At 74.9% G+C, this 12,490-nt stretch carries 8 protein-coding genes; 2 read left to right on the forward strand and 6 right to left on the reverse strand.

The genetic code is table 11. The annotated features are described in order from the left end of the window. Positions 1-6: 6 nt before the first annotated feature. Entirely contained in the window at positions 7-1,830 is a 1,824-nt protein-coding gene (locus ACFYW1_RS22590; RefSeq protein WP_388995889.1) for a DUF6350 family protein, read from the reverse strand. A 125-nt stretch (positions 1,831-1,955) separates the two neighbouring features. Between ACFYW1_RS22590 and ACFYW1_RS22595 the strand changes: the two genes are divergently transcribed. Further along, positions 1,956-3,503, forward strand: a complete 1,548-nt coding sequence (locus ACFYW1_RS22595) for a sigma factor-like helix-turn-helix DNA-binding protein (RefSeq protein ID WP_388995892.1) — start codon at positions 1,956-1,958, stop codon at positions 3,501-3,503. 107 nt (positions 3,504-3,610) lie between these two features. Here the strand turns inward: ACFYW1_RS22595 and sucD are convergent, their stop codons facing one another. From sucD to ACFYW1_RS22620, 5 genes are all read right to left on the reverse strand, one after another. Beyond that, positions 3,611-4,495: a succinate--CoA ligase subunit alpha gene (sucD, locus tag ACFYW1_RS22600; protein ID WP_148838788.1), complete on the reverse strand. Its 885-nt coding sequence runs from the start codon at positions 4,493-4,495 to the stop codon at positions 3,611-3,613. A gap of 21 nt (positions 4,496-4,516) precedes the next feature. Further along, entirely contained in the window at positions 4,517-5,698 is a 1,182-nt protein-coding gene (gene sucC / locus ACFYW1_RS22605) for an ADP-forming succinate--CoA ligase subunit beta (protein ID WP_388995896.1), read from the reverse strand. Between the two features lie 229 nt (positions 5,699-5,927). Next, positions 5,928-7,145 (reverse strand): VWA domain-containing protein, encoded by a 1,218-nt coding sequence (locus ACFYW1_RS22610; RefSeq protein WP_388995899.1) that lies wholly within the window; start codon positions 7,143-7,145, stop codon positions 5,928-5,930. Then, positions 7,142-9,634, reverse strand: coding sequence for a DUF5682 family protein (locus ACFYW1_RS22615; protein ID WP_388995902.1), 2,493 nt, complete (start codon positions 9,632-9,634; stop codon positions 7,142-7,144). The genes ACFYW1_RS22610 and ACFYW1_RS22615 overlap by 4 nt, the downstream gene beginning before the upstream one ends. Continuing rightward, positions 9,631-10,743: an AAA family ATPase gene (locus ACFYW1_RS22620; protein ID WP_148838785.1), complete on the reverse strand. Its 1,113-nt coding sequence runs from the start codon at positions 10,741-10,743 to the stop codon at positions 9,631-9,633. The genes ACFYW1_RS22615 and ACFYW1_RS22620 overlap by 4 nt, the downstream gene beginning before the upstream one ends. Before the next feature lie 261 nt (positions 10,744-11,004). On the opposite strand from ACFYW1_RS22620, the gene ACFYW1_RS22625 reads away from it, so the two are divergent. Beyond that, positions 11,005-12,471: an SWIM zinc finger family protein gene (locus ACFYW1_RS22625; RefSeq protein ID WP_388995905.1), complete on the forward strand. Its 1,467-nt coding sequence runs from the start codon at positions 11,005-11,007 to the stop codon at positions 12,469-12,471. Positions 12,472-12,490 lie beyond the last annotated feature (19 nt).

The raw sequence follows: 12,490 nt of genomic DNA on the forward strand, positions 1-12,490 counted from the left end.
ACTGGTTCACCGGGGAGGGGGGGGGCCCCCCCCCCCCCCCCCCCCCCCCCCCCCCCCCCCCCCCCCCCCCCCCCCCCCCCCCCCCCCCCCCCCCGCGCCGCCCCCCCCCCCCCCCCCCCCCCCCCCCCCCCCCCCCCCGCCCCCCCGCGCCGCCCCCCCCCCCCCCCCCCCCCCCCTCCGCTCGTGCCACGGGTCGGTCGGCAGGAAGTCGTACGGTTCAAATCCGTCGTCCTCCTCCGGCCCGGGCACGACGGCCGGGCCCGGCACCCGGGCGGAGGAGGCGGGCGCGGGCGCGGACACCGCCGCCGCCCCACCGGAACCACCGGCACCAGCACCGGCGCCGACACCGACGTTCGACTTCGCCTTCCGCTTCGGCTCGGAGCCCGGTTCCGGGGCGGTCGCGGACACGGCGTCCGGTACGGGCGGCTCGGCCCCGGCCGTACCGTCGTCGCCCCGACGGCCGTGCCACGGCCACCACCACCGCCGCCGCCCCTCGCCGTCCTCCTCCCACCGGTCCCGCCGGTCCTCCTGTTCCCCGGCCCCGGACCCGTCCTCGTTCTCGCTCTCGTCGTGTTCCCGCAGCCGCCAGAACCTCAGCAGCAGTGCTCCCGGAACGCCGATGAGCATCGTCCACGCCAGGGCCGCCGCCCCCGTCAGCCACCACACCGGCCCGAACTCCGCCAGGGCCCGGGTTCCGAGCGGCCCTCCCGACGCCGCCGCCAGCACCGCCGCGCCGGTCCCGCACCCCACCGCGCCCAGGGCGGCCGTCAGCGCGGTCTCCCGCAGGCTCCACGCCTCCTCCCGTGCCGCGTGCACGGGCGCGGCCCGGCGCACCGTGAACCAGGCGATCGTCGCCCCCGCCGCGACCGGCACCGCCCCGGCCGCCCAGTTCGGGGCCGTGCCGGGGCCCTCCGCCGGTACCGCGGCGAGCAGCGGGAAGGCGGGCAGCGCCGGGCTCCCCGAGAAGGCGAGCGGGGTGACCGCGGACGTCGTACCGAGCGCGAAGCCCGGCCCGAGCCCGTACGCCGCGGCCCAGACCGCCGCGTTCGGCACCAGCGCCAGCGCGAGCAGCAGGACCGAGACCTGCCCCGCCCCGTCGTCCGAGAGCCGGACGAACGACTGCTGTGCGGACTCCGCGTGCCGGACCAGCGCCACCGCGACGAGCAGCGCGCCGCCGCCGAGCAGCACCGCCGTCCCGGCCGCGGCCGAGCGGCACGCCGTCCGCACCCGTTCCCCGAACCGGTCGCGCGCCAGCGCCTCGTGCAGCCGCACCGGCGCCCAGGAGGGCGGCGGTCCGACCGGGCGTCCGGCCGCCGTCCAGACCCCGGCCGCCGCGGCGCCCGTCACTACGACGGCCGAGGGGAGGAGCAGCGACATCGGACGCACGGACAGCGCGCCGCCGCCCCGCGCGTAGACCACGACGGCCGCACCCACCAGCAGGTACCCGCCGACGACCGCGAGGAAGGCGACCGTCGTCGAGGACACCGGGCGCTCCTCGTCGGCCAGCACGTCCCGGACCGCCCGGTGCACGAGCCACACCGGCGCCACGGCGAGCAGCAGCGGAACGAGGCCGACCGGAGCGGGAACCCCGCTGAGCGTGTCGGTCCTGATCAGCTCGGCGCCGTGGGCGAGCAGCCAGAGCCCGGCCGCCGTGTGGAGGGCGCCGCCGGGGCCGCCGTCCGGGGCCGGGGAACAGATCCACAGCACCAGGACGAGCACCGTCAGCGAGCCCAGTCCCAGCCCGGCCGCGATCGCTCCGCGCAGGAGGGCGAAGAGCGGCGCGGTGGACCGGTTGGACTCCGCCGGCGACGACGGACTGCGTTCGGTCATTCGGGTCACACCGCAATGCTCCCAACGACACGCGCTTATTTCGTGTAACAGGCGAACGGCCGCTGTGTCGCTCAATATACGTTTATGTTCTTTTCCACCCGGTGTCGCTCCAACGGGGGTTCTACATGACGCGGAGTCCGGCCGACCCGGCCGCTGCCCATCCACTCCCCTCCCCCAAGGAGCGACGCAGACTGCGCGAGGCGAAGTCACTGAGTGAGGAGCAGGTGGCGACGGCCGTGGGCGTCACCCGGGCCACGGTCCGGTCCTGGGAGACGGGACGCAGTTCTCCCCGGGGGCGGAAGCGCGAGGCATACGCCAGGCTGATCGGCGGAGGCAGGACGGGCCCGCAGGCCACGCCTCCGAACGCACGGACCAAGACGGCCGCCGCGAACACCAGGCCGAAGGCCGCCGCCAAACGGGCCGCCCGGCCGACGTCGCCGACGTCGGTCGCGAGGCTGGCCAAACCGGTGGCGTCCCCGAAGCCGGGACCGTCCGCACAGCCGTCGTCCCGTCCGCCGAACCCCGTCGAAGCCACCGGGAGCACCGCCATGGCCCCGACCGAGCCCGGCACCACCCCCGATCTGCCCGGCACGCCCACCACCCGCCGTGCCCCCGCGCCCGAACGCGCCTCCGCCACCGGACGCCCACCGACCACCGGACGCACGCCGGCCGCTGAACGCCCCTGCGCGGCACCGGCTGCGGCGCCCAGGACTTCCAAGTCCCCCGCGGCGCCCGCCGGGCCCGCCGAGGCCCCGGAGAACGGGGCCTCGGAGGACCGGTCCGACGGGCCCTCCCCCGCCGAGGCGTTCGACGCGCTGTACCGGCACTGCGCCGAGGCCCTCTTCCGGCAGGCGTTCCTGCTGACCGGCCGCCGGGCCCTCGCCCGGGAGTCCGTCGCGCAGGCATTCGCCCTGGCCTGGGACCGCTGGCCCGAGGTCGCGGTGGACCGGGACCCGGTGGGCTGGGTACGGGCCGCGGCGTACGAGTACGCCGTGTCGCCGTGGCACCGGCTGCGCCGCGCCCACCGCCACCCCGACCCGCCGCAGGCCGAGCCCGGGGCGCAAGCCCTGCTCGACGCGCTGCTCGAACTGCCGCCGTCGTACCGGCGCACCCTGCTGCTCCATGACGGTGTCGGCCTGGACCTGCCGGACACGGCGGCGGAGACCGAGGCGAGCACCCCGGCGGCGGCGAGCCGGCTGATGAACGCCCGCGCCGCGATCGCCGAGCGGCTCTCCGCGCCGGCGGAACCCGGCACCGAGGCCGGACCCGGCACCGGTTCCGGGCGTTCCGGCGCCGATCCCGGGCAGTCGGGGGCCGCGGCGTCCGCCGACCGGTCGGCGCTCCTGCACGAACAGCTCGGCGCGCTCGCCCTGGCCCAGCCCTGCGGCCCGCTCCTTCCGCCCGCCATGGTCCGCGAGGGCAGCGAGCGCAAGGCCCAGCTGTGGACCAGGGCGGCCGTCTCCTTCACGGTGCTGATCATCGGCCTGACGCTGTTCACCCTGGCGACGGCCCCGGCACGGTACGAGGCCCCGGCGTCACCCGCCCGGCAGGTCGACGGGGTGCCGCCGCACGGCGGCCCGGAGAAGCTGACGCCGCAGGACCTGAAGCTGCGGAAGAAGCTGCACGGCGAACTCGTACAGGGCCCGGCACGGCTGGTCCCCGGCGCCGACTGAGCCGGCGGTCCGGACCGGACGGAACCGACAGAACGGCGCGGGCCCGTACCCCTTGACCGGGGTACGGGCCCGCGCCGTCCGTGCGGTGCCGCGATGAGATCGGGCGATCAGGCGCCGAGGATCTCGCGCGCCAGCTTGGCCGTCTCGGTCGGCGTCTTGCCGACCTTGACGCCGGCGGCCTCGAGGGCCTCCTTCTTCGCCTGGGCGGTGCCGGAGGAGCCGGAGACGATGGCGCCCGCGTGGCCCATGGTCTTGCCCTCGGGGGCGGTGAAGCCCGCGACGTAACCGACGACCGGCTTGGTGACGTTGGCCTTGATGAAGTCGGCCGCACGCTCCTCGGCGTCGCCGCCGATCTCACCGATCATCACGATCAGGTCGGTCTCCGGGTCGGCCTCGAACGCCGCGAGGGCGTCGATGTGCGTCGTGCCGATGACCGGGTCGCCACCGATGCCGACGGCGGACGAGAAGCCGATGTCGCGGAGCTCGTACATCATCTGGTAGGTCAGCGTGCCGGACTTGGACACGAGACCGATGCGGCCGGGCTTGGTGATGTCGCCCGGGATGATGCCGGCGTTGGACTGACCGGGGGTGATCAGGCCGGGGCAGTTCGGGCCGATGATCCGGGTCTTGTTGCCCTTCGACGTCGCGTACGCCCAGAAGGCGGCCGAGTCGTGGACGGCGATGCCCTCGGTGATCACGACGGCGAGCGGGATCTCGGCGTCGATCGCCTCGACGACGGCGGCCTTGGCGAAGGCCGGCGGCACGAAGAGGACGGACACGTTCGCGCCGGTCTTCTCCATCGCCTCCGCGACGGAGCCGAAGACGGGCACCTCGGTGCCGTCGAAGTCGACGGACGTACCGGCCTTGCGCGGGTTCACGCCGCCGACGATGTTGGTGCCGTCACCGAGCATGAGCTTGGTGTGCTTCATACCGGTGGCGCCGGTCATCCCCTGGACGATGACCTTGCTGTCCTTGGTGAGGAAGATAGCCATGGTGTTGGAGTCCCTCGTCCCTTACTTCGCAGCCGCGGCGAGCTCGGCGGCCTTGTCGGCCGCGCCGTCCATGGTGTCCACGCGCTGAACGAGCGGGTGGTTCGCGTCGGAGAGGATCTTGCGACCCAGCTCCGCGTTGTTGCCGTCGAGGCGCACGACCAGCGGCTTGGTGACGTCCTCGCCCTTGGACTTGAGGAGCGCGAGCGCCTGGACGATGCCGTTGGCGACCTCGTCGCAGGCGGTGATGCCGCCGAAGACGTTGACGAAGACGGACTTGACGTCCGGGTCGCCGAGGATGATCTCCAGGCCGTTCGCCATGACCTCGGCGGAGGCGCCGCCACCGATGTCGAGGAAGTTGGCGGGCTTCACGTTGCCGTGGTTCTCACCGGCGTACGCGACGACGTCCAGGGTCGACATGACCAGACCGGCGCCGTTGCCGATGATGCCGACCTCGCCGTCGAGCTTGACGTAGTTGAGGTTCTTGGCCTTGGCGGCGGCCTCCAGCGGGTTGGCCGCGGCCTTGTCCTCCAGCGCCTCGTGCTCGGGCTGGCGGAAGTCGGCGTTCTCGTCGAGCGAGACCTTGCCGTCCAGGGCCAGGATGCGGCCGTCCTTGGTCTTGACCAGCGGGTTGACCTCGACGAGGAGGGCGTCCTCGGCGACGAAGGTGTCCCACAGCGTCACCAGGACCTCGGCAACCTTCTCGGCGACCTCGGCCGGGAACGCGGCCTGGGCGACGATCTCGCGGGCCTTCTCGATCGTGACACCCTCGACGGCGTTGACCGGGACCTTCGCGAGGGCCTCGGGGGTCTTCTCCGCGACCTCCTCGATGTCCATGCCGCCCTGCACCGAGGCCATGGCCAGGAAGGTGCGGTTGGTGCGGTCGAGGAGGTACGAGACGTAGTACTCCGCCTCGATCTCCGGAGACAGCTCGGCGATCATCACCTTGTGGACCGTGTGGCCCTTGATGTCCATGCCGAGGATGTCGGTCGCGCGGGCGACCGCCTCGTCGGGGGTGGCGGCCAGCTTGACGCCGCCGGCCTTGCCGCGGCCGCCGACCTTCACCTGCGCCTTGACGACCGACTTGCCGCCCAGCCGCTCGGTCGCCTCGCGGGCCGCCTCAGGCGTGTCGATGACTTCACCGGCCAGCACCGGTACACCGTGCTTGGCGAAGAGGTCCCTCGCCTGGTACTCGAACAGGTCCACGCGCGTCCGTCCCTTAATCAATGGTCTCGCGGTTCGTTTTCTGCGTGGGCGTGCCGCGAGGGGCAACGTGACTGCTGTGTCACCAGGAGGGCGCACACGGTGACCCCGGTACGCGGCATGTCCATCTCGCAGGTTATCCCCGCGTCCCGCAGGACCCTAAATCACAGATACCGACGGAGCGGTGATTACGGTCACAGATCACGCCGGTGGCCGGGTCCCGGTGCTGCGGCTACCGGTCGGGCTCCCGGTCCGGCACGGGGAGCGGCCGCTTCTCGACGGCCGCCGCCATCACTTCGGGGAACAGGTCCGGGGTGCAGGCGAAGGCCGGTGCGCCCAGGGCGCCGAGCGCCGCCGCGTGCTCGCGGTCGTAGGCGGGCGCGCCCTCGTCGGACAGCGCGAGCAGGGCCACGAACTGCACACCGGACGCCTTCATCGCGGCGACCCGCTTCAGCATCTCGTCGCGTATGCCGCCCTCGTAGAGGTCGCTGATGAGAACGACGACGGTGTCCGCCGGACGGGTGATGTGCGACTGGCAGTGGGCGAGCGCCCGGTTGATGTCCGTGCCGCCGCCGAGCTGGGTGCCGAAGAGGACGTCGACGGGGTCGTCGAGCTGGTCGGTGAGGTCGACCACCGCCGTGTCGAAGACGACGAGCCTGGTCCGCAGGGTGCGCATGGAGGCGAGCACCGCGCCGAAGACGGAGGCGTAGACCACGGAGGCGGCCATCGACCCCGACTGGTCGATGCAGAGGATCACGTCCTTCTTCACGGACCGGTCGGCCCGTCCGTGGCCGATGAGCCGTTCGGGGACGACGGTGCCGTACTCGGGGAGGTAGTTCTTGAGGTTGGCCCGGATGGTGCGGTCCCAGTCGATGTCGTGGTGACGGGGCCGGCTGATCCGCGCCGAACGGTCCAGCGCGCCGGTGAGGGTCGCCCGGGTGCGGGTGGCGAGCCGCTTCTCCAGGTCATCGACGACCTTGCGCACCACCGCCCTCGCGGTCTCCTTCGTCGTCTCGGGCATGGCCTTGTTGAGCGAGAGGAGCGTCCCGACGAGGTGGACGTCCGCCTCGACGGCCTCCAGCATCTCCGGTTCGAGGAGCAGCGCGGAGAGGCCGAGCCGGTCGATCGCGTCGCGCTGCATGACCTGGACGAGGGAGCTGGGGAAGTACGTGCGGATGTCGCCGAGCCAGCGGGCCACGGAGGGCGCGGAGGCCCCGAGCCCGGCCGAACGGCCGCCCCTGCCCCGGTCGCCGGGTCTGCCCCCGCCGTACAGCGCGCTCAGCGCGCCGTCCATCGCGGCGTCGCGCCCGGTGAGGGTGTGGCCGGTGCCCTCGGCGCCGTCCCCGCCCAGCACCAGCCGCCACCGTCGCAGCCGCTCCCCGTCCGCCGCGCCGGCCGTGCCCGCCGCCCCTGCCGTCGTGCCCGTGGTGCGGGCCGTGTGCGTGGTCATCCCGTTGCCCCCAGCGGTTCCTCGACGTGCTCGGCGTTCTCGGTGCTTTCGGCGGTCTCCGCCGTTCCTGCGTCCCCCGTGGTGGTCCCGGCGGGCGGGGCGGCGGGCAGGCCGAGCAGAAGACGCAGCACCGGCTCCACCGCGTCGGCCCTGGTCCCGTCCAGTACGGGGCCGAAACCGGGTGCCGTCGCACCGCCCCCGGTGACGGCCGCCGGGCCGCCCGCGGCCGGGCCGCGCCGCACCAGCTCGCCCAGCGTGCGTCGTACGCCCGCCTCGTACGCCGAGAACGTCCGGCGCAGCAGGGGCAGCACGTCGACGAAGGTGTCGGCGGGGACCGCGGCGAGCCAGGCGTCGACCAGGCCCAGCAGCCGCTCGTCGTGGACGAGCAGCATCCCGCCCCCGGCGGCTCCCCCGACGAACCCCTCGATCCACGCGGCGGCGTCGGCCGGGGGCGTGCCGGGCGAGAGGGCCAGGCCCATCAGCCGTGCCGCGTCGTCCTCCCCGAGCCGCCCCTCGTCGAGCAGCAGCCGGGCGGCGCGGCCCCGGATGACCCCCGCGACCGTGTCCCGGGCGGCGAGTCCGTGCAGTACGGCCGCCCAGCGCTCGCGCAGCCCGTCCGCGTCCGCCCCCGCCCGGGCGGTCCCGGAGAGCAGCCCGATCGCGGTGTGCACGCCGTCCACCCGGCGGCGCATCTCCTCGGCGCCGTCGGCGTCGAGCCCGGTGCAGGCGGGCGGCAGCCCGACCCTGATCCGTTCGGCGAGCCCGGCCGCGACCTCGCCGAGCGCCGCCGTGTCCGTGGACCGCACGTCGCCGTAGCGCAGGGTGCGGGCCAGCGCGGGCAGGGCGTCGGCGAGGTGGCCGACGTCGGAGTCGAGCGCGGCCCGGTCGGCGAGGGCCCGCATCACGACGGGCAGGGCCTCGGGCAGCTCCGCGAGGAGGCACTGCTCGGCGAGTGCCGTGACCTCGGCGAGCGTGGTGGCCGCCTCGGCCAGCGCCCCGGCCCTGGCCGTCGCGGCGGAGAGCACGGTGGTGCCCCAGGTACCGGCCTCGGCGACCTGTACGTACACCTCGGGTTCCCAGCGCAGCAGCCAGCTCTCCCGGAAGGTGCCGGTGCTCGCCCGGCCGGCCACGGGCTCGCCCCAGCCGACGGCGAGGACGCGCAACCGGTGGAGCAGTCGGCTGCGGGCCGCGTCGTTGTCCTTGCGCAGGTCGAGCTCCAGCTCCCGCTCCTGCGCCTCCGGTTTGAGCCGGAGCGTGCGCTGCCGGCGGGCGAGGTCGCGTTGCAGGGGGACGGCGGGGGCGGTGTCCGGGACCTCGCCGAGGGTCTCGCCGACGACGAGCCGGTTCCGGACGAGGGCCAGCGGCACGTCGGAGCCCTCGCACATCACGGCCCTGATCGCGTCGGTCGTCTCGCTCAGCCCGGCGAGCGGACGGCCGCGCAGGGCGGCGAGGGTTCCGGCGAGCCGGACGGCCTCGATGACGTGGGCGGAGGACACGAACCGGTCCTCGTCGCGCAGGAGTCCGGCGACCTTGGTCATCCACCGCTCGACCGGGCGGTCGGCGGCCTCGAAGAGGTGCCCGTACCAGCCGGGCGAGTCGATGCCCGCCCCGTATCCGCTGTGCCGGGCGAGCCTGCGGTGCGTCCAGGGCACCCAGGTCATCTCGGTCCTGAGCTTGGGCAGCCCCTTGAGCAGGGCGCGGTCGGCGGTGAGCGTGGTCACCGCGCCGAGGGCGGGGACGTGCCAGGCTCCGCAGACGACCGCGATGCCGTCGCCGAACTCCTTGACCGCCTTGCGCAGTTGGATGCGCATGTACGCCTCGCGGACGGTGTCGCGCGGGTGGCCGCCGTCGCCGTACACCTCGCGCAGGGCGGTCATCGCCTCGGCGAGCGCGGCGAAGGGGGCCAGCGGGTCGGTGGGGCCGCCGTCCTGGGCGCGGTGTTCGACGACGTCCTCCCACCAGCGCTCCGGGTCGTCGTAGCCCGCCGCCCCGGCGAGCACGGCGACGGGGTCGACCGGTGCCTGCGCGGAGGGGCCGGCGGACGGGTCACCCGGGTCGGGCGCCCCCGCGCCGGCGGGCGCCGCGGTGCCCTTCCCCGCCCCGTCGCCGCCGTCACCGTCGACGGCCGCCGCCTGTTCCTCGGCGCGCGTCATGGCCAGGGAGTGTGCCGCGGGCAGGTCGATGAAGCGGACCGGGACGTCGTGTTCGAGGGCCCAGCGGACCGCGACCCATTCCGGCGAGAACGCGGCCAGCGGCCAGAACGCCGCCTGCCCGGGGTCGTCCACGGCGTGCGCGAGGAGCGCGACCGGTGGCCGCATCCCCTCGTCGGCGGCCAGCGGCAGCAGCGCGTCGCCCTCCGGCGGTCCCTCGACGAGCACGGCCCCCGGGCGTGCGGCGTCCAGGGCGGCGCGGACGGCCCGCGCCGAACCCGGGCCGTGGTGCCGCACCCCCAGCAGCAGCGGCCCCGCGGGGCGCTCGGTCCGGGTCATGCGGATACCTCGCGGCAGGCGCGGTAGAAGTCCTTCCACCCGTCCCGCTCCCGCACCACCGTCTCCAGGTACTCCTGCCAGACCACCCGGTCGGCCGCGGGGTCGCGGACGACCGCGCCGAGGATGCCGGCCGCCACGTCGCCGGGGCGCAGCACTCCGTCGCCGAAGTGCGCGGCCAGGGCCAGGCCGTTGGTGACGACGGAGATCGCCTCGGCCGTCGACAGCGTCCCCGAGGGGGACTTGAGCTTGGTGCGGCCGTCGGTGGTGACGCCGTCGCGCAGCTCGCGGAAGACCGTGACGACGCGCCGGATCTCGGCCATGCCGTCGGGGGCGGCCGGGAGGTCGAGGGAACGTCCTATCTGGTCGACGCGCCGGGACACGATGTCCACCTCGGCGTCGGGGGTGGCCGGCAGCGGGAGCACGACGGTGTTGAACCGGCGGCGCAGCGCGCTGGACAGTTCGTTGACCCCTCGGTCGCGGTCGTTGGCGGTGGCGATGACGTTGAACCCGCGGACCGCCTGGACCTCCTGGCCCAGCTCGGGGACGGGGAGCGTCTTCTCCGACAGGATCGTGATGAGCGAGTCCTGGACGTCGGCGGGGATCCGGGTCAGTTCCTCGATGCGGGCGGTCATGCCGCCGGACATGGCGCGCATGAGCGGGCTGGGCACCAGGGCGTCGCGGCTGGGGCCGTGCGCGAGCAGCTGCGCATAGTTCCATCCGTAGCGGACGGCCTCCTCCGGGGTGCCCGCGGTGCCCTGGACGAGCAGGGTCGAATCACCGCTGACGGCGGCCGCGAGGTGCTCCGAGACCCAGGTCTTGGCGGTGCCGGGAACGCCGAGGAGCAGGAGGGCGCGGTCGGTGGCGAGCGTGGTCACCGCGACCTCGACGAGCCGGCGCGGGCCCACGTACTTGGGTGTGATCACCGTGCCGTCGGGCAGGGTGCCGCCGAGCAGGTAGGTGGCGACGGCCCACGGCGAGAGCTGCCAACGGGCGGGCCGCGGGCGGTCGTCGGCCGCGGCGAGGGCCTTCAGCTCGTGGGCGAAGGCGTCCTCGGCGTGCGGGCGCAGTGCCTGCGCGCCGGTGGCGGCGGTGGTTTCGGGCACGGTCATGGATCCCCCTCCAGATCGGTCGACCTGATGTGGTTCCACCGTGCACCACGGCACTGACAATCGGTCCCCGGCCGCGCAGACGGCCGTACGGGCGGGGCGGAGGCGACGGGCGAGGCGGAGGCGACGGGCGGGGCGGATGGTGCGGCCGGCGCGGAGACCGTGGACGGCGCGGGAGGTGCCGAGAGCGTGGACGGTGCGGGGGATGCGGCCTGAAACAGCAGGTCAGGGCGATTGTCAGTGGTGCGCTTTACCGTCGTTCCCATGCTGCTATCTCACGGGGGAGAACCTTCGCGCACCGCCGTTCCGGTGGCGCGCTGGACGGTGGAGCAGGTACTGGCCCTCGCTCCCGACGACGCGTCGCGCAAGGCGGGGAGCAAGCTCGGTTCGGCGGGTCCGTGGTCGGGCGGGGGGTGCGACGGCTCGGGTGCGGTGTGGGGGCTGTGCAAGGGCAGCGGGAGCAAGCCGTACCGGACGGTCGTGGACGTCACGGGCCCCGCGTACAAGTGCAGTTGTCCGAGCCGGAAGTTCCCGTGCAAGCACGCCCTGGGGCTGCTGCTGGTCTGGGCGTCGGACGGGGCGGCGCTGCCCGGCGGCGAGGCGCCGGACTGGGCCGGGGAGTGGCTGACGGGCCGTCGCGCGCGGACGGACGGGAAGGCGGGGAAGGACGCGCCGGAGGGGGGTGCGGCGTCCGGTCCGGCCGATCCGGAGGCCGCCCGGCGCCGGGCCGAGCGCCGGGCCGAGCGGATCACCGGCGGTGCGCAGGAGCTGGAGGAGCGGCTCGCGGACCTGCTGCGCGGGGGGCTCGCGGCGGCCGGTCAGGCGGGGTACGGGCTCTGGGAGGAGACGGCGGCCCGCATGGTCGACGCCCAGGCGCCCGGGCTGGCGGCCAGAGTGCGGGAGCTGGGGTCCGTCCCGGGATCCGGCCAGGGGTGGCCGGTGCGGCTGCTGGAGGAGTGCGCGCTGCTCCATCTGCTGGACAGCGCCTGGCTGGGCATCGACCGGCTGCCGGAGCCGCTGGCGGCCACGGTCCGCACCCGGGTGGGGCTGACGGCCCACGCCGAGGGCCCGCCGGTCCGCGACCACTGGCTGGTCCTCGCCCGGTACGACACCCCGGACGGCCGGATCGTCGCCCGCCGCATCTGGCTGCACGGCAGGAGAACGGGCCGCACGGCGCTGCTGCTGTCCTTCGGGGCGGCCGGGCGCTCCCCCGCCCTGGCGCTGCCGGTGGGCATCACGATCGACGCCGAGATCACGCCCCATCCGGGCGCCGGTCAGCTGCGGGCGGAGCTGGGCGAGCAGTTCGGGACGCCGTCGCCGTTCGGCACCCCGCCGCCCGGCGGCACCGCGGCCGATGCGATCGGGGCGTACGGGCGGGCCCTGCGGGACGACCCCTGGCTGGACTCCTGGCCGGTGACGCTGGACGAGGTCATACCCGTACCGTCCGGGGACGGCTGGCAGTTGGTGGACGCGGCGGGCGGGGCGGCCCTGCCCGTCGCCCCGGCGGCGCTGTCCCGGCCCGGCCTGTGGAAGCTCGTCGCGCTCTCCGGCGGCGCCCCGGTCACCGTCTTCGGCGAATGCGGCCACCGCGGCTTCGACCCGCTCGCGGCCTGGTCCACCGAAGCCGAAGCCGGTGTGGGAACCGGCACGGATGCGGTCGGCGCGGACGGCTCCGAGAGCCTCGGGGCCGGTCCCGCCGACGCGATGTCCGGGACCGTACCGCTCATCTGACGTCGGATCCGAAGTTCGA

The sequence above is a fragment of the Streptomyces sp. NPDC002669 genome (assembly GCF_042889165.1).
In the GTDB taxonomy this organism is placed as follows: Bacteria; Actinomycetota; Actinomycetes; order Streptomycetales; family Streptomycetaceae; genus Streptomyces.